The 19,633-nt window shown below is 29.2% G+C and carries 16 protein-coding genes; 4 read left to right on the top strand and 12 right to left on the bottom strand.

From position 1 onward, the window contains the following. Window positions 1-10: 10 nt before the first annotated feature. The 12 genes from GBG18_RS04280 to GBG18_RS04225 all read right to left on the bottom strand — a co-directional run bounded on the left by GBG18_RS04280 (window position 11) and on the right by GBG18_RS04225 (window position 13,884). Window positions 11-835, bottom strand: coding sequence for a SurA N-terminal domain-containing protein (locus GBG18_RS04280; RefSeq protein WP_152188708.1), 825 nt, complete (start codon window positions 833-835; stop codon window positions 11-13). 73 nt (window positions 836-908) lie between these two features. After that, window positions 909-3,749, bottom strand: coding sequence for an FAD-binding and (Fe-S)-binding domain-containing protein (locus tag GBG18_RS04275; RefSeq protein WP_152188706.1), 2,841 nt, complete (start codon window positions 3,747-3,749; stop codon window positions 909-911). A 232-nt stretch (window positions 3,750-3,981) separates the two neighbouring features. After that, entirely contained in the window at window positions 3,982-5,349 is a 1,368-nt protein-coding gene (locus GBG18_RS04270) for a TRAP transporter large permease (RefSeq protein WP_152188704.1), read from the bottom strand. Further along, complete coding sequence (locus GBG18_RS04265; protein ID WP_152188703.1) at window positions 5,349-5,939, bottom strand: TRAP transporter small permease subunit; 591 nt, start codon at window positions 5,937-5,939, stop codon at window positions 5,349-5,351. Before GBG18_RS04265 ends, GBG18_RS04270 begins: the two co-directional genes overlap by 1 nt. A gap of 139 nt (window positions 5,940-6,078) precedes the next feature. Further along, the gene (locus tag GBG18_RS04260) at window positions 6,079-7,149 is read right to left on the bottom strand and encodes a TRAP transporter substrate-binding protein (RefSeq protein ID WP_152188747.1); all 1,071 of its coding nucleotides are present in this window, start codon (window positions 7,147-7,149) and stop codon (window positions 6,079-6,081) included. A gap of 87 nt (window positions 7,150-7,236) precedes the next feature. Further along, window positions 7,237-7,881, bottom strand: a complete 645-nt coding sequence (locus GBG18_RS04255) for a response regulator transcription factor (protein WP_152188701.1) — start codon at window positions 7,879-7,881, stop codon at window positions 7,237-7,239. 1 nt (window position 7,882) lies between these two features. After that, window positions 7,883-10,075: a sensor histidine kinase gene (locus GBG18_RS04250; protein WP_152188700.1), complete on the bottom strand. Its 2,193-nt coding sequence runs from the start codon at window positions 10,073-10,075 to the stop codon at window positions 7,883-7,885. A gap of 25 nt (window positions 10,076-10,100) precedes the next feature. Further along, on the bottom strand, window positions 10,101-10,688 hold the full coding sequence (locus GBG18_RS04245) for a LutC/YkgG family protein (RefSeq protein ID WP_152188698.1): 588 nt from the start codon (window positions 10,686-10,688) through the stop codon (window positions 10,101-10,103). Further along, on the bottom strand, window positions 10,681-12,054 hold the full coding sequence (locus tag GBG18_RS04240; RefSeq protein WP_152188696.1) for a lactate utilization protein B: 1,374 nt from the start codon (window positions 12,052-12,054) through the stop codon (window positions 10,681-10,683). Before GBG18_RS04240 ends, GBG18_RS04245 begins: the two co-directional genes overlap by 8 nt. Further along, on the bottom strand, window positions 12,051-12,800 hold the full coding sequence (locus GBG18_RS04235; RefSeq protein ID WP_152188695.1) for a (Fe-S)-binding protein: 750 nt from the start codon (window positions 12,798-12,800) through the stop codon (window positions 12,051-12,053). Before GBG18_RS04235 ends, GBG18_RS04240 begins: the two co-directional genes overlap by 4 nt. A 61-nt stretch (window positions 12,801-12,861) precedes the next feature. Next, window positions 12,862-13,440, bottom strand: coding sequence for a class I SAM-dependent methyltransferase (locus GBG18_RS04230; protein WP_226896401.1), 579 nt, complete (start codon window positions 13,438-13,440; stop codon window positions 12,862-12,864). A 3-nt stretch (window positions 13,441-13,443) separates the two neighbouring features. Next, on the bottom strand, window positions 13,444-13,884 hold the full coding sequence (locus GBG18_RS04225; RefSeq protein WP_152188693.1) for a deoxycytidylate deaminase: 441 nt from the start codon (window positions 13,882-13,884) through the stop codon (window positions 13,444-13,446). A 189-nt stretch (window positions 13,885-14,073) separates the two neighbouring features. Here GBG18_RS04225 and accB point away from each other — a divergent pair, with 189 nt between their 5' ends. From accB to GBG18_RS04205, 4 genes are all read left to right on the top strand, one after another. Next, the gene (gene accB, locus GBG18_RS04220) at window positions 14,074-14,538 is read left to right on the top strand and encodes an acetyl-CoA carboxylase biotin carboxyl carrier protein (RefSeq protein WP_152188691.1); all 465 of its coding nucleotides are present in this window, start codon (window positions 14,074-14,076) and stop codon (window positions 14,536-14,538) included. A 12-nt stretch (window positions 14,539-14,550) separates the two neighbouring features. Further along, window positions 14,551-15,903, top strand: coding sequence for an acetyl-CoA carboxylase biotin carboxylase subunit (locus GBG18_RS04215; protein ID WP_152188689.1), 1,353 nt, complete (start codon window positions 14,551-14,553; stop codon window positions 15,901-15,903). A gap of 240 nt (window positions 15,904-16,143) precedes the next feature. After that, a complete protein-coding gene (locus GBG18_RS04210) occupies window positions 16,144-17,706 on the top strand; it encodes a DEAD/DEAH box helicase (RefSeq protein WP_152188688.1) in 1,563 nt (520 codons plus the stop codon). A gap of 261 nt (window positions 17,707-17,967) precedes the next feature. Then, on the top strand, window positions 17,968-19,548 hold the full coding sequence (locus GBG18_RS04205; protein ID WP_226896400.1) for an inorganic phosphate transporter: 1,581 nt from the start codon (window positions 17,968-17,970) through the stop codon (window positions 19,546-19,548). The last annotated feature ends 85 nt before the right edge of the window (window positions 19,549-19,633 follow it).

Below are 19,633 nucleotides of genomic sequence, written 5' to 3'. Positions count from 1 at the left end.
CCTTTCTTACTTATCTTATTATTTTTATATCAGCTGTTAATTTTTGTTTTTCAAAAAAATCTTTTAAATATTTTTTTTCTCTTAATGCCATAACTTCATTAAATACTTTATTTTTTACAACTTCAAAATCTAATGTATCAGTTCCTTCTTTTTTAAGAATAAAAAGTGCATTGTACATTTTATTTGAAGTAAAAACTGGTGTAAAGCTATTTTCATCTGTATTATTTAGAAGATATTGCATTTGTGGATCTAATTGTTTAACTTCAAGAGTTAAAGGATTTCTTTGAACATCTTGTGGAACTAACAATGGACTTTTTACTACAGCTAATAGAGATGATTTTTTATTTGCTAAATATTGTACAACTTCTACAGTCTTTGAAGTACTATAGTTGTTTTTATTATTTTCATAATGTAATCTCATATCTTCATCAGTAGCTATTTTTAATTGACCTTGAACTAGTTTTCTAATTAGTTTTTGTCTTGTAACTACATTTTTTGTTTCTTCTTCAAATACTGAATAATCTGGATATTTTTGTCTTACAATTGATTTAAAAGCGAAAACATCCATATTATTAGATTTTGCTAGTTTCTCAACATAATCATTGACATCGAAAATATCAGCTGTTACATTATTCTTTTGAAGCAGTTGCTCATATAAAATTTTATCAACAAGTAAGCTTACTGCTTGGTTTTTGTCAATTTTTTTTGCAACCATTAATTGGTCAATATCATATAGAGTAATTGGATCATCATTTACAGTAAGTGCAACACCATTGATTACACCAGCAAATGATATACTTGAACATAGTAGAAATGCTAAAAATAATTTATACATTATAATTCCTTCATTTATTAAAACAGATATTTTACCTAAATAATGGTAAATATCTGTTTTGACAAAAAAAGAATTAAATATTTTTTGCTTTAGTACACTTGTTTATTAAATAGAAGATTGAATTATAATCTAAACCTGAATGTTCAGACAATCCAATTTCGCAAGTTTTTGAAGTTGAAAATGCATATTTTGCATTTTTTATACTTTTTGGTAATTCTCGAAGAGCTGACTTATTTAACTCAGGGAAATTAAAACCTCTATCTCCTGCAAATCCACAACATTTTACATCTGCTGGAACAATAACTTCATTTGAACACATTTGTGCTAAAGTTTTAAACTTATCTTCAAGACCCATTTTTCTTGAGCTACATGTTGTATGAATTGTAATAGGCTCATCTATTGGTGTAAACTCTAAATCTTTTGATAGATAATCAAGTGCAAACTCAATTGGTTCATAAAGTTTTAAATCACTTTTAAACTTTTCAATCATTGTTTTTGTACAAGGACTTGTATCACATAATACTGGATATTCACCATTATTTGTAGCTTTAATTAAGGCCTTTTCCAGTTGTGTAGATTTAGTATTTCCAGCTTCATTAAATCCTTTTGATGAAAATGGCATTCCACAACAAAGATTTGGTAAATTCTCAGGGAAGATAATTTGGTAACCAGCTTTTTGTAACAGTTCAACAGTTACATCAAAAAGTTGTTTTTCTTCAACACTTACATCACTTAATCCCATTGTTCTATTAATACAAGACGGGAAGTAAACTACTTTTTTATTTGAAACTTTTTGTTCAAAGTTTGTATTGATTGTAATTGGTTTTGGTAAAGTTGCATCCCATTTTGCAATTTTTCCTTTTGAGAAGTCTCTCATTGTTGCAGTTACTGTTTCCATACTAGCAGTTCCTAGTAATTTATGAACAGCATTTGCGCTACCTAATCCAAATTTCATTCCTTTTAAAGTCATTGAGAAATTATTTGCTATAAAGTTTGCTGTTTTCTTTGCGGTAGGACTTAGTTGTTCTGCTCGTAAATGTTTAGTTAAGCTTCCTGTATCAATATTTACAGGACATGCAGATGAACATAAAGAACATGTGGCACAAGTTTCAATTCCATCATATTGGTAAAGGTCTCTATACTCTTTTGCTTCATCTTCTTTCCCAAGTCTTTCAAGTCTAGATATTTCTCTGTTAATTACAATTCTTTGTCTAGGAGTTAAAGAAAGGTCATTTGATGGACATGATGGTTCACAAAAACCACACTCAATACACTTATCAACTATTTCATTAGTTGCAGGCATTCCTTTTAGATTTTTCAAGTGAGCTTCTGCATCATCATTTATAATAACACCAGGATTTAGTAATCCTTTTGGATCAAATAATGATTTGATTTTTTTCATCATTACATAAGCATCATTACCCCATTCAACTTCAATAAAAGCAGCCATATTTCGTCCAGTACCATGCTCTGCTTTTAAGCTTCCTTGATATTTAACAGCAACAGAATGAACTACATCATTCATAAAGGCATCATATCTTTTCACTTCTTTAGGATCTGAAAAATCTTGAGTGAATACAAAGTGGAAGTTTCCTTCTAAGGCATGTCCAAAGATTAAAGCTTCGCTATAGTTATGTTTTTTAAATAAATCTTGTAACTCTAAAGTTGCTTCTGCTAAACATTCAATTGGATATGCAACATCTTCAATAATAACTGTAGTTCCTGTTTCTCTTACTGCTCCAACAGCTGGAAATAAACCTTTTCTAATTTTCCAATATAAAGTATATTCTGCAACATCTTTTGTAAAGTAAAGCTCTCTTTTAAGAGTAAACTCTTCTAATAATTTTTCAATTTGCGAAGTTTGAATATCAAGTTCTTCATTTGATTTTGCTCTTGTTTCAATTAACAGTGCAGTTACATTATCATCAAAATCTTTGATAAATTCTGGCATTGCTGGATCGTTTTCAATACTTCTTAAACCTGCTCTATCCATTAATTCAACTGCATCTACTGTAATTGTTTTATCATCACGAGCAAGCTTTAGTTTTGTAACAGCAGAACATGCTTCTTCTATATTTTTAAAGTATATTAATGCACTTGCTTTATCTTTTAAATCTTCAACTGTATAGTATGTAATTTCTTCAATAAATGCTAAAGTTCCCTCTGAACCTATAATTAAATGTTGTAAGATTTCAAATTCATCTTGAAAATCAATTAAAGCATTTAAAGCATAACCACATGTATTTTTGATTTTAAATTTTCTTTCAATTTTTGCTCGTAAATCTTCATTTTTTATTGTACTTTGTGAAAACTCTTTTAATTCATCTAAGAATTTACCATGTGTTTGAATAAATGCTTTTTTACTTTCCATACATGCTGTATCTAATTTTGTTCCATCTGCAAAAATCAATTTCATTGATTTTAAAGTTTTATAAGAGTTTTGTGAAATACCACAACACATTCCAGATGCATTATTTGCAGCAATTCCACCAATCATAGCTGCATTTATACTAGCTGGATCAGGACCTATTTTTTTAGAGTATGGTGAAAGTAAGTTATTTACTTGTTGTCCAGTTAGGGCTGGTTGTAGTGAGATATAACTTTTATCATCTGAAATTTTAAAATCTGTGAATTTTCTAGAAGTTACTATTAAAATAGAATCACTTATAGCTTGTCCTGAAAGTGATGTTCCAGCTGCTCTAAATGTAATACTTAATTCTAATTCATTTGATAATTCTATAATCTCTTGAACCTCTTTTGCATTATCAGTTTTAATTACAATCTTTGGAATTAATCTATAAAACGATGCATCTGTACCATACGCTAATGTATGTAACTTATCTGTAAAAATATTTGTAAGTGGAACTTTTTTTGAAATTTGATTATAAAAATCTAGGTATTTACCATCTAACATTTTGAATCCTTTTGTTTTCATTATTTATTATGTATTTATTTTCTTTTTAAAAGGATAGTTATTACTCTAAGCGAGGTACTGTATATATTCTTTGTTGAGGATCGTATATAAAAGCAAACATTCTATCTTTACTTTTATATATGATATTTGTAGGTAGTTTTCTTATTGAAAAATTCATAGGATAATTCCCTTCAATATTTAAGTAAAAGGAAAACCTTTTACTTTTTAAATATTACCCAGCAGTACTTGGATTAATACCGAAGAACTCTGGATAGAATGCAATTAACATTAATACTACTATTTGAATAGCAATAAATGGTAATACACCTTTATAAATTTGTATTGTTCTAACCGTTGCTGGAACAACCCCTTTTAAATAGAACAAGGAGAATCCAAATGGTGGAGTTAAGAACGACGTTTGTAAGTTCATTGCAATTAAAATAGCAAACCATACTGGATTGATATCTAAATTCATTGCAATTGGAACTAAAATAGGAACAATAATATATGAAATCTCAACGAAGTCAATAAAGAATCCTAATACTAAAATTGCTAACATTGTAAAGATAATGAATCCCCATTTCTCATCACCAGGTAAACTCATCATAAAGTGCTCAACAATTTCATCTCCACCTGTATATGTAAATACCATAGAAAAAGCAGTTGCCCCAATTAAGATACCAAATACCATAGATGTAATTTTAACAGATTCTAATGATGCTTCTTTTACCATTTGAATTGAAAATGATTTATAAACAAATGCTAATCCAATTGCTCCTAAACATCCAACAGCAGATGATTCAGTTGGTGTTGCAACACCTGCAAAAATCGACCCTAAAACTAATAAAATTAGAGTAAGTGACGGAATAATATCAATTAAAGCTCGAACGACTTGTTTGCCTTTTGAACCACGTGATGGATCTGATGGAATTGCTGGTGCCATGTCTTTATTGAAAAATGAAACAATTACAATATATAAAATATATGCACCAACAAGTGCTAATCCTGGTCCAATTGCTGCTTTAAATAAATCACCTACTGGAACTTGGAATACATCACCTAAGATAATTAAAACAATTGAAGGAGGAATTATTTGTCCTAATGTTCCTGAGGCACAAATAGTACCACAAGCTAATGGAGTATTATATTTATATTTCATCATAACAGGAAGTGAAATAACACCCATAGCAACTACAGAAGCACCAACAACACCAGTTGAAGCTGCTAGTAAAGCACCAACTAAAACAGTTGAAATTGCAACTCCACCTCTAATTTCACCAAATAAGAATCCCATAGATTCTAAAAGTCTCTCAGCAAGTCCAGTTTTTTGTAAAACAATACCCATAAAAATAAACATAGGAACTGCCATTAAAATAGTATTTTGCATAATAGACATAATTCTAAATGGCATAAAGTCGAACATTAATAGACCCTCTTCAAAACCATCTATTAAAGCAACATCAATTCCATCTTCAAAACCAATTTCTATAATTCCAGCTATTATTCCAAATAAAACAGAAACAGCTGCAAAAGTAAATGCTACAGGGAAACCAAATAGTAGCATTATTAGTGCAGCAAAAAACATTATAATTCCTACCATTATTTATCTCCTTTATGTAAATTATCTTCAGATTTGTGTACGTCATTTACAATAGTATCAATCTCGCCTTTTACCATATGAGGTGCTACTGGATGTAAGCCTCTATATACATTTAAGTTTTTTATGAAAAAACCAATTGATGTAATAATAAGTAAGAAAAATGAAATAGGAATTAGTGATTTAACTAACCATCTATTTGTAAGCCCTCCTGGATCTCCACTTTGTTCACCTGATTGATATGCTTCAATTACATAATCAATTGAACCAAAGCCAATTAATAGTGAAATTGGTAAAATAAAAAGTACAACACCAATCATGTTGATCATTGCTTTTTTCTTATCTTTTAATGTATCATAGATTAAATCCACTCTAACATGACCATCTTCTTTAAGCGTATATGAAATACCTAAAAGAATAATTACAGAAAATAAATGCCATTCCATCTCTTGCATAGCAATACTTCCTGATCTAAAGAAATATCTCATAACAACGTCATAAAATACATTTAGTATCATAAGTACCATTACAATAGCAGTAATATATCCTATAAAATTGGCAAATTTATCAAAACCTTTTTCTAGTTTTAACATTACAAAATCCTTTTGAAATTATTAATAAGTCGAATAAATATAAATATATAATATATATTTATAACACTTATTCTTTTGTCTAAGATAAGTATTTCAACCCTTGTAATAAAAGGGTTGAAATTTCGTCGTTGTATTATAACTATTTTAAGTTGTCTTTTAAGTATAAGTAATCAGACATTTCAGTCCATTTTCTAACTTTCTTTTGGTAAGCTTCTTGAGAGTCTAAAATCTCTTTTAATAAAGGTTTACCTTTTACAATCTCTTTTCTAAGTTCTGTATTTGCTTCTTTCATAGCATCCATTACAGGTTTAGGGAAAGTTTTAACTTGAATATTTGGATATTCTTTTTCCATTTTAGCCCATGCTTCAGAACTCATGTGATAATTTTGAATATACATATCATAAGCACTTACTCTCATAGCTGTTATTAAAATTTGTTGTAAGTTTTTTGGTAATTTTTTGAATTTTCTTTCATTTACTAAAAATTGTAAATCTAATCCAGGTTCATGCCATCCTGTATAATAGTTTGATGCAATTTTATGAAATCCCATTTTAATATCCATACCAGGTCCAACCCATTCTAGTGCATCAACAGTTCCTCTTTCAAGTGAAGTATATAACTCTCCTGATGGAATATTAGTAACTGTAAGACCTAGTTTTGCCATAATTTCACCAGCAAATCCTGGAATTCTCATTTTAAGACCTTTTAAATCATCAAGAGTTTTGATTTCTTCTCTAAACCATCCACCCATTTGACTTCCACTACTTCCACCAGGAAATGATAGAACTTTATGCTTTTTATAAACTTTTTCCATAAGTTGCATTCCACCACCGTGATAGAACCAAGAATATTGCTCAGGAGTAGTCATACCAAATGGCATTGTACTAAATGGTAGAGTATTAATATCTTTACCTTTCCAGTAATAAGATGCACTATGACCCATGTCATACTGACCACCCTTAACCATATCTAAAACTCCAAATGGTGCTTTATGTTTATTTGAAGCGTCAACTCTAATTTTTAGTTGTCCATTAGACATTTCTTCAACCATTTTAGCCATATTTGTTGGTGCATCAAAGAATGGACTTAGAGTTGATCCCCAAGTTGTAGCTAGTTTCCATTTATAAACTTTGTCTTTTGCCATTGAAGCTGTACTTAATCCTGCAATTAAAGCTGAAGCAACAAGTAATTTAGTCGTTGTTTTTAACATCATCATTTTCTCCTTAGATTTGTTATTATCAATTCTAACGATACGAAATGATAATAATATGATATTTTATATCATATTATATAAAATTTACTTTGTTTTGAATATATACCCAGTATCTACTACAGTTTGAATATAATCGTGTACAAGTACCTTTCTTAGGCGTCGTATTAAACTTCTTATTGATTCTAAAGAAGCAAACTTTCCTTCCCAAACGTAATTTTCAATTGCTTCATATGATAAAACTTGATTTCTTTTAGTTAAAAAGAGATTCATAAGTAGTCTTTCTTTTTTAGTAAGTCTTTGCTCTTTTTTATTTATTACAAGTAAAGATGATTTATAATCAAAGTGGCAATCTTTATCAAAATGAATTAAATCATCTTGTATTTTGCACAATTTTTCTATTTTTATTTCTAACTCATCTATAAAAAATGGTTTTTTTAAGTAGTCATTACAGCCAAAATCATAGGATTGTTTAATATCATCAAGTTCAACACTTGCAGAAATAATAATTACAGGTATCTCCCTATAATATTCTCTAATTTTTTTCAATACTTTAATTCCATCAATATTTGGAACATTTATATCCAAAACAAAACAAGAAAAACCATCACCAATTTTTTCAATTGCATCTGATCCATCTATACATGATTCAACTTTATAACCTTTTATTTTTAATCTTTTTGTAATAGTTTCATTTAGTTTTTTATTATCTTCTAAAAGTAGAATATTCATGTTAAACCTTTTTATGAGGTAGTTTTATTGAAAAGATTACCTTTTCTTCTTCATTTCGAACAGTTATTGTTCCTCTCATTTTATCTTCAATAATTACTTTTGCCATATAAAGACCTAATCCTGTTCCATCATTTTTAGTTGTAAAGTATGGCTGAAAAATAGAGTGGATAATCTTTTCATCTATTTTTCCTGCATCGTCTATAATTTCAATTGTGTTAAAGTTTACACATCTTTGAATATTAATATCAATTGTTCCTTTTTTATTATCTACTAATTGCTTTTCAATAATTTTATTTTTTGCATTATTAATTAGGTTTAATAAAACCTGTTTAAATTCGTTTTCATAACCATAAATTAACAGTTCTTCATTTTCATTTTTATAGTTAAAATTCATTTTTATATTAGAATAAAATACCTGTTTTCCAATAATTTCATTAATTTCACTTAATGATTTTGAAATTGAGAATAGTTTTTTCTTAGTTGATGGTTTTAAAAAGTTTCTAAAATCATTTAGTGTTCTAGACATATATTTTATCTGAACCATAGAGTCTTTTACAAAGTCATTAACCTCAATATCTTTTAATTCATTTAGTATATATGATGTTTGAATATCTTGTACAAGAGCTGATAATTCAACTAAAGGCTCATTCCATTGATGAGCAATTGCTGCAATCATATCACCCATTTCTGCTAATTTACTTTGTTGAATTAGAAATTGTTTTTGTTGAACACGCTCACTAATATCATCCATAATACAAACAATACCCCCAACAGTTCCGTCAATATTTTTATAAACGGCTTTGTTTAAAATAATATGTTTCATTTGATTTGATGGAGTATAAAAAGTAAATTCTGATGTTGATGTTGAAAAAGTTTTTAATAGTTCTTTATCAATTGTTGTATTTTTTGATGCAACTTCATTTGTAAAAAAATCAAAGGCAGTTTTCCCAATAATTTGATCTCTATTTTCATTTACTAAGTTTGCAAAACCTAAATTACATCCTAAAAACTTTCCTTCAATATTTTTGTAATATATGGGATTTGGTATAGTATCTAGTAAAACTTTATCAAATTCTAACCTATTAGATAAAGCTAATTCAACTTTTAATCTTCTTTGAATATTTGCTCTTAAAGTTACTACTATAATACTTAAAATTAAAATTATAAGTATTGCAAGTATAAGGAATTTTGTAACTTCTTTGTACTGAGAACTAGGTTCATTTATAATAGTATAATCATTAAGATATTTAGAAACATCTAGATTAAATCTTTGTAGTTCATTGTAATCAAAAATATACTCATTAGGAGATTTTTCTAAGATAGGAATTTCAGATATTTTTTTGCCATTTAGCACTTCAATAGCCATCTTTGAAACAGCTTCCCCTTGACCAATTGCAGAAGTTAAAAGTCCACCTACAATTCCATAATTAAGATAAAAATCCCAAAGCCCGTAAATTGGAGAAGTACTTGATTTTCTTATTTGTTTGAAACTCTGTTTATATGTGAAATATTTTCCAGTAGTATCTTTAAAAAGAAGTACAAATAAAACAGCACTATTTTCATCTAAATTTGAGACTTTTTTAGTAATTCTATCAATCTCTAAGTTATCAATATACTCTATTTCAAAATCTTTTTCATATTTTTTAATTATTGGTCTTAAATCCCTTTTTACAGCATAACCTGTTTTAGAGGTGTCATTTATAATAAGTAGTTTTTTTAAGTTTGGATGTAAATCTTTTATTAGTTCGAAGTTTTTTTCTAAATCAACTTGTTCTACAACTCCTGTCATATATTTTTTCATATAATTTTGTTCTAAAAAAGCTTTATCAAAATTATTTATACCACAAAAAAGTACAGGTAGGTCTTCAAAAAGATAAGTATGGTAGTTTATAGCAAAATCAAAAGCATTATTATCACTTGCAATTATTAAGTCAAAATTTCTTTTTTGGAATTGTTGTTTATAAAGTTTCGCTAACTGATCTAGATATATTGGGTCTGCAACTCTTTTAGTATCCATATAAACAGTTGTTAGTTCAATATCTTCAAAATTTTTTAATTCTTTCTCAATAGTTTTAGAGATGTCATCACTCCAAATATATCCTTTATGATATGAATGAAGTAATAAGACCTCTTTAGGTTTATTTGCAAAAAGAAAGGTGATAAAAAGTAAGCTAAATAGTATTATTTTTTTCATTTAAGTCCTCTATTTAGCTATTATATCAAGATTTTGTAAAAATTACATAACCAGATTTTGGACCATGAGCACCAATTACAAGTGATTGCTCAATATCAGCTGTTTTTGAAGGTCCTGATATAAACACTCCATAGCCACTATTTTCAAAATTTATTTTTTCATATGCTTCATGCATATTTGAAATAATTTCTTTTTCATCAATTACAATTACAATATTTTGTGCAATAAAATATAAAGACCTATGTCTATTCTCTTCATTTTTCATCCAGATAGCGCCATTTTCTGCAACTGCAAAATTACCTTTTACAACTGCTAAATCAATATCTTTTAAATTATATGGATCTTCTTCTTCATTTGAATCTAAATTACCTAAAGTAAAACCATCTACATTAGAAGCAATTATTTTTTCATCTTTATATAATTCATTAATAGTTTTATCTAAATCTTTTTTATCAATTCTTAGAGCTTTCCCTCCAACACTTTCAATCATTGTTGCGAATTTCTCGAATTTATCTTCGTAAGTAATCCCAAAGTTTTCATAAGAAGGAAGTTCTACATCTACAACTGCATTATTTTTCTTGATGTTTTCTAATATTTTTTCTTTACTAGTCATCTAAGTCTCCTTGTTCAAACATTTCTTTAAAACTTTTCTCTGCCATTTTTGGCATATCTCTTTGTTTTCCCCATGCATTTGCTTTGTTATAAACAATAGAATCAGGAAGTTTAGGAACAATTTTTCTAGCCATTTTTCCTGCAAAATCAAATAGTTTTGGTTTAGTCATTAACCATGCAGTTACTTTCATAGCCATTTTCTTTTTTGAATCAATTAAATTTAATTCACTTAAATCTTGTCTTCTTGCATATAATTGTGAATCTAAATCGATTTTTACAGGACATACATTTGTACAAGAACCACATAAAGTACAAGCAAATGGTAAAGTATTGTGTTTTTCAGGCTCTTTAACGGATCCTAAAATAGAACCAATTGGTCCTGGAATTACATATTCATACGAATGACCTCCTGATCTTCTATAAACAGGACATGTATTCATACAAGCTCCACATCTAATACAATTTAATGCCTTTTTGTATTTAGGAGATGATAAAAATTCACTTCTTTTATTATCAACAATAATAATATGCATTTCTCCACCTTCAATTGGTGCATGAAAATGTGAAGTATAAGATGTAATTGGTTGACCTGTAGCTGATCTTGCTAATAGTCTTGTAAATACAGATAAGTCTTTTAATCTTGGAATTACTTTCTCAATTCCCATTGAAGCTATATGAAGTTTAGGAACAGAAGCTCCCATATCTGCATTTCCTTCATTTGTACAAACAACAACTCCTCCAGTTTCGGCAATTGCAAAGTTTACTCCCGTCATTCCAGCTTCTGCTGTTAAAAAATCTTCTCTTAAACTAGCACGTGCAGCACGTGTAAGATAAGTTGGATCATCATTTCCAGGTTCTGTTCCTAAGTGTTTTACAAAAGTATCCGAAACATCCATTTTTTTAAGATGAATTGCAGGAAGTACAATATGAGATGGGGGTTCATTTCTTAATTGAACAATTCTTTCACCTAAATCTGTATCAATTACTTCAATACCTCTATCTTCTAAAAAAGGATTTAAATGACACTCTTCTGTTAACATAGATTTTGATTTAACTAGTTTTTTTACATTTTTTTCTTTTAAAAGTTTATAAGCTATTTCATTATGCTCTTTAGCATCTGCTGCATAATGAACAGTGATACCTTTGGCATTTGCATTTTTTTCAAATTCTAAAAGATATGTATCTAAATTTGCCATAGTATGAGATTTAATTCTATTTGCAAACTCTCTTAATTGTTCCCATTCAGGAATTGTTTTACTTGCTATATCTCTTTTTTCTCTAACAAACCATAAAGCTTGGTCATGCCAATGCATTCTCTCATCATCTGCTACAAACTCTTTTGCATTTTGTGGATGTTTTGTACTCATACTTCTTCTCCTAATAGGATTTGAACAATATGTTTTACTTTTATTGGATGATTATTTCTATTTATAATTCCATCCATATGCATAAGGCATGACATATCTGCACCTGTCATTACAGCTGCCTCTGAATCTAAATGATCTTTTATTCTATCTTTTCCCATTGCAATTGAAAGATCTTCTTCAGCAACTGAGAATGTTCCACCAAAACCACAACACTCATCTTCTCTTTTTAAAGTTACAAGTTCAATTTGTGGTACTTTATTTAGTAAGTTTTTTAATTTAGAGTTATATGGAATATTAAGTTCACTAGCAGTTGCTAGTTTTAAAACTCTATGACCATGACATGAATTATGTAAACCTACTTTATGAGCAAAGGGCTTATCAAAGTTTAAATTTTCAACTTTTACTACATCATGTAGAAATTCACATACTTCATAAATAGAAGCTTTTACTTTATTATAATCTTTATCATTATTGAAAAAAGTTGCATAGTGTTCTTTTACCATTGATACACAAGAACCACTAGGTGCAACTATATAATCATACTCTTTAAAAGTTTTAACAAATTGTTTTGCTAAGACTTCAACATCTTTAGAACATCCTGAATTTGCCATTGGTTGACCACAACATGTTTGATTTAAAGGATAATCAATATCCAAACCTTGTTGCTTTAATATTTTATAAGTTGATTTACAAATATCAGGGTATAGCTCATTCATAAAACAGGGGATAAATAGACCTATTTTCATATAAACTCCTTTAAACTAGTTAAATAATTTTATTCTTAATATATGAAATAGGTATGATATTTTATTTTTTTAAAAAAATTGATATGTCATTTTCGAGGTAATCATCTTTTATTTTTATTTGTGAGCAGATACTTTTACAAAATTTAAGTACTGTATTTATAGAGACATTCGTTAAAGAATCTTCTTTTAAGAAATTAAAAACGAAACCCTTTTTAGAAGCTTTATATGAGCGCTTTATAAAAGTTAAAACTTCATCTTCATTTAACGTATTCATAGCTCCACTACATATATAATAATCTGCACTAGGAAGCTTGTCTTCAAGTATATTTTTCAAAACGAATTTTGTATCTAAGAATCTTTTTACAGCTTCGTTTATCATCTCTTCTTCACAATCAATACCAAGATAGTTTTTAGGTTTTAAATCTTTGTCAAATAAATAGTTATAATACTCTCCAAAACCACATCCTGCATCTACAATCTGACAATCTTTTATTTCATCTTCTATAAACTCTGTTAATATTTTAAATCGAAGATATTGAGTTTCTTCACAATTCCAATGAACACCTCTTGCACTTATTCCATATCTTTTTATAACTCTTTTATAAAATTGAGTGTTGTTTTTATATCCAATATTTGCCATAGTTTAACAGTTATCAATTTGTTCAATTATTACATTATTGTCTTTTAAGAATTTTGTAATTATTTCTGAGTTTGTATGTTCATAAGCTTTATCATATACAATTCTTTTTATTCCACTTGCTATTAAGTTTTTTGAACACTCACTACAAGGTTCTAATGTTACATAAATAGTTGCATCCTCTATGCTTATTCCCTTTCTAGCTGCCCAAATAATTGCATTCATTTCAGCATGTATTTCATAAGTTTTTGACCAATCATGATGATCTTTTGTATACTCTTCATTCCAGTGATCACTACAATTTGTAAATCCTGCTGGAGTTCCATTGTATCCTGTTGAAAGTATTCTTCCATCTTTTACAATTACAGCACCAACTTGTTTTGATACACATTTTGAAGCACTTGCTATCTCTTTTGCAATATTTATAAATGTTCTGTCTTTTAACATTTTTTGCCCTTAGTAAATTTTATAAGATTATAGCTAAAGATGATTTATTTTGGTATTTAATACTCTTAGTGGATAAAAATTATTCATATTAACTTAAATTGAGCTGATTTATTTTACTAAAAATAAAATTATAATTAAACTTGTGATAATATGTTAAAAATTTTAACAAACGATAAGAAAAGGCTGACTATGGATTTTAAAGAAATCAAAGAATTAATAAGAGTATTTGACAAGAGTGAATTAAACAAACTAAAAGTTAAAGATGGTGAATTTGAAATATCTATGCAAACTGGATTTGAAGGTGGTACTGTTGTAACTACTACTGCAGCACCTGTTGCTGCACCTGCTGTTGCTGCTGCACCTGTTGCGGCTGTTGATACAGTAGCACCTGTTGCTCCTGCTGCTGCAATTGCTGCTGATACAATTGATTCTCCAATGGTAGGAACATACTACTCTTCTCCATCACCTGAAGCACCTGCATTTATTAAAGTTGGGGATACAGTTAAGAAAGGTCAAACTTTATGTATTTTAGAAGCAATGAAAATTATGAATGAAGTTGAAGCTGAATTTGATTGTAAAATTGTTGAAATATTAGTAAAAGATGGTGATCCAGTTGAGTTTGATATGCCTATTTTTACTATAGAAAAAATATAAGAGAAGCTGAATATGGCTGAAATTAAAAAAATTCTAATTGCTAATAGAGGAGAGATAGTTCAAAGAGCTATTCGAACTATTAGAGAAATGGGCAAAAAATCAGTAGCAGTTTATTCTGCTGGTGATAAAAACGCATCATATTTAAAACATGCAGATGAAGCTGTATGTATTGGTGGAGTTAAATCTATTGATTCATATTTAAATATTCCTGCTTTAATAACAGCTGCTGAAATGACAGGTTGTGATGCAATTTTTCCAGGTTATGGATTTTTATCTGAAAATCAAGACTTTGTAGAAATTTGTAGACTTCATAATATTAAGTTTATTGGTCCATCTGTTGAAGTAATGGAAAAAATGGCTGATAAATCTAAAGCAAAAGATGAAATGATTAAAGCTGGTGTTCCTGTTGTTCCTGGTTCTAATGGAGCAGTTCATTCACTAGAAGAAGGTAGAAAAGTTGCAGAAGAAATTGGTTATCCAATTATGGCTAAAGCATCTGCTGGTGGTGGTGGTCGAGGAATGAGACTTGTTAACACTGCTGAAGATTTTGATCAATTATTTATGGCTGCCTCTTCTGAAGCATTAGCTGCTTTTGGTGATGGTACTATGTATTTAGAAAGATTTATCAATAACCCAAGACATATTGAAGTTCAAGTTATTGGAGATTCTCATGGTAATGCTATTCACATAGGGGAGCGAGATTGTTCTTTACAAAGAAGACATCAAAAAGTTATTGAAGAATCACCTGCAATTTTATTAAATGATGAAACTAGAGCACATTTACATGATGTTGCAGTAAAAGCTACAAAATTCCTTAAATATGAGGGTGCAGGTACTTTTGAATTCTTAGCAGATGATAAACAAAATATTTACTTTATGGAAATGAATACAAGACTTCAAGTTGAGCATCCAGTTTCTGAAATGGTAAGTGGAATTGATATTGTTGAATTAATGATTAAAGTTGCTCAAGGTGAAGAGTTACCACCACAAGAAAAAATTAAATTTAGAGGTCATGCTATTGAAGTAAGAATTACAGCAGAAGATCCTAATTCATTTTTACCAAGTCCTGGAAAAGTAACACAATGGATGGTTCCTGGTGGAAGAAATGTAAGAGTTGACTCTCATTTGTATGCAGGTTATGTTGTTCCTCCTTATTATGATTCAATGGTTGGAAAACTAATTGTTTGGGGTAGAGATAGAAATAAAGCTATTAATATTATGAAAAGAGCTTTAAACGAGTTTGAAGTTGAGGGAATTAGAACAACTATTCCTTTCCATAAAAAAATGATGGAAAATGAAGACTTTATTTCAAATAATTATGATACAAAATACTTAGAAAACTACAAATCACTTGATGATATTTAAGAATTAAGGGCAAAAGCCCTTCTTCTTAAAGCTTAAATTTATATTAAACTAGCTATAATCCGCAAAATTATACACATATATATACCCATTCAACTTTGATAATATAACCTCAAAGATTTACTTTTGATAATCTAACTAAATTTTACAAGATTAGAAGTACGTTATTCGTGCATTAATGGGATTAAATCCAACTTATATAAACGTGTGTATCAATTTTATAAATACATACTAAGGTAAAAAATGACTTTTAACGATTTTAATTTTAAAGAACAGTTACAAAAAGCAATCGATCACGCAGGTTTCAAAGAACCAAGTCCTATTCAAGCAGAAGCAATTCCTATTGTTCTACAGGGTAAAGATATGGTAGGACAAGCACATACAGGTACAGGTAAAACTGCTGCATTTGGTCTTCCTGTTATTAATATGATGAAAGGACAACAAGGTGTTGAAGCAGTTGTTATTGTTCCTACAAGAGAACTTGCAATGCAAGTTTCTGACGAATTATTTAGATTTGGTAAGAACTTAAACTTTAATACAGCAACTGTATACGGTGGACAATCTTACTCTATGCAATTAAGAAATATTGATAGATCTTCAATTATTGTTGCAACTCCAGGTAGATTTTTAGATTTATTAAGAGGTGGAAAAATTAATATTAAACCATCTTATGTAATTTTAGATGAAGCTGATGAAATGCTTGACATGGGATTCTTAGATGATATTAAAGAAATCTTTACTTTCTTACCAAAAGAAAGACAAACTTTATTATTCTCTGCAACTATGCCAATGGCTATTAAAAAACTTGCACAAACAATTTTAAAAGAACCAGAATTTGTTACATTAACTAAAAAAGATGTTACAAACTCAAAAATTACACAAACATATTATGTTGTAGATGAAAGAGAAAGAGATGATGCTTTAATTAGATTATACGATTTCAAAAACCCTACAAAATCAATTATTTTCTGTAGAACAAAAAAAGAAGTTGATAGATTATCTACTTTCTTAGTTTCTCAAGGATTTATGGCAAAAGGTCTTCATGGTGATATGGAGCAAAGACAAAGAGAAGAAGCAATTAGAGCTTTTAAATCATCTAAGTTAGAAATCTTAATTGCAACAGATGTAGCTGCTCGTGGTTTAGATGTAAATGATGTTTCTCACGTATTTAACTACCACTTACCATTTGATTCTGAATCTTATGTACATAGAATTGGTAGAACTGGACGTGCAGGTAAAGAAGGTGTTGCTGTTTCTATTGTAACTCCACATGAATTTAGAATGCTTCAAAAAATTGAGAAAAATATTGGTACAAAACTTGAAGGTAAGATTGTTCCAAATATTGATTCAGTTAAAATAAAAAAAGTTGCTGATTTAAAAGATAAAATTACAGAGCAAGACATTAAAGATTATGCTTTAGAATTAGTTGAAGAATTAAAAGAAGAGTTTGATATTTCTACAATTGCATTCAAATTAGCTTCAATGGTTGCATCTTCTACTTATGTAAAAGGTAACAACACTATTGGTAAATCTGAAAGTGATATTAAAAGATTAATCGAAAACGCTCAAAGAGGCGGTGGAGATGATAGAGGTCACAGAGGTGGTCGAGGTGGTGGATACCGAGGCGGAAATAGAGGTGGCTCAAGAGGCGGAAGATCTGGCGGTGGTAGATCTGATGGTCGTTCTGGTGGAAATCGAGATGGTAGATCAGGTGGTGGAAGATCTGATGGGCGTTCAGGTGGAAGATCTGAAGGTTCTAGATCATCTGGTGGTAGATCAGGTGATAGAAATAGAAGAAGAGATTAATCTCTTTTTCTATTTTCTATAAATATTCTCTGTATTTAAATAAACAATCTACTTTTTTCTTCAATTATTTCCATATCTTTACATCTATATAGTTTTTTTTCTATTTAAATTTACAAATTCTTTTGCCATAAATTATAGATATTTTTCATATATTAAATAGTTTATCTATAAATAGTTTAAGCTCTTTTAAAGGTTTAGTAAGTAAGTTTCCACTAAAATACTACCCACAAAAAATTACATATTGATTACAAAAGGGTTCCTTTGGATATTAAAACTTTCGATTCATTAGATAAGGCTACTGAAAAATCTGTTTCAAGCTTTGCTAAACTTTCACTTGCTCTACTTTTTATGGTAGTTGTATTTTTATGGTCATATACTTCACACGGAGATGTTCCTAATAATACATTTTTAGTTATTGGTGCTGTTTTTGGTGCATATATGGCGATGAACATTGGTGCTAATGATGTAGCAAATAATGTTGGACCTGCTGTTGGTTCAAAAGCAATGACTTTAATGTGGGCTATTATAATCGCTGCTACATTTGAAGCTCTAGGTGCTTTTGTCGCTGGTGGTGATGTTGTTAAAACTATTAAAAAAGGTATTATTGATCCTGCTTTAATCTCAGATCCTCAAATCTTTATTTGGGCAATGACTGCAGCACTTTTATCAGCTGCTTTATGGCTTAACTTTGCAACATCTGTTGGAGCTCCAGTTTCAACAACTCACTCAATTGTTGGTGGTGTTATGGGTGCAGGTATTGCAGCAGCTGGTTTTTCTATTGTAGATTGGGGAACAATGGGAAAAATTGCCGCTTCTTGGGTTATATCTCCTGTTTTAGGTGGAATTATTGCTGCAGCTTTTCTTTATCTTATTAAAACTAAGATTGTTTATAAAAAGGATATGGTAAGTTCCGCAAAAATAATTGTTCCTTATTTAATAGCTGTTATGACTTGGGCATTTTCTACTTATTTAATTTTAAAAGGTATTAAAAGATTAATAAAATTAGACTTCTTTACTGCTGCTGGAATTGCTTTAATAATTGCAGTAATAGCATATATACTAGTAAAACCATTAATTGCAAAAGCTGCAGTTAAGCTTGAAAATACAAGAGTTAGTGTTAATACACTATTTACAGTTCCTTTAATTTTTGCAGCTGCACTTTTATCATTTGCTCACGGTGCAAACGATGTTGCAAATGCAATTGGACCATTAGCAGCTATTAATGATGCTGTTATGAATAGTGAAATTCATTCAAAAGTTGATATTCCATTTTGGGTAATGGCTGTTGGTGCTATTGGTATTGCTGTTGGTCTTGCTTTATATGGACCAAAGCTTATTAAAACAGTTGGTTCTGAAATTACTGAATTAGATCAAATGAGAGCTTATTCTATTGCAATGGCTGCATCTATTACAGTTATTATTGCATCTCAATTAGGTTTACCTGTATCTTCTACACATATTGCAGTTGGTGGAGTATTTGGAGTTGGATTTTTACGAGAATATTTAGATTCTAATGAAGCTAGATTTTTACAAGGTTTAAGAAAAAAGTTTAAAAAACATAAAAAAGAGTTAGATTCTATGACTAAAGAGCTTGATGAACTTGAAGCATTAGAGAAAAAATCTAAATCTAACTATGTAAGGATTGTTGAACTTTATAAAGATATTGATGAAAAACAAGAAATTGTTAAACAAGAGAAAAAAGATGTTAAAGAAGCAAAAAGTGTTAAATATGTAAAAAGAGACGCTGTTAAAAAAATTGTTGCTGCATGGGTTATTACTGTACCTGCTGCTGCTATTTTATCAGCTGCTGTATTCTTTATGATTAAAGGTATTATGGGATAAGTAGGACTTCCTACTTATTCATATACACTTACACTTGGTTCTATTTGAAAGATTTTATTATTTTATGATAAAATCACCAAAAAAA

The sequence above is a fragment of the Poseidonibacter ostreae genome (genome assembly GCF_009208075.1).
In the GTDB taxonomy this organism is placed as follows: domain Bacteria; phylum Campylobacterota; class Campylobacteria; order Campylobacterales; family Arcobacteraceae; genus Poseidonibacter; species Poseidonibacter ostreae.
This window is presented reverse-complemented; position numbering and strand designations above follow the sequence as displayed.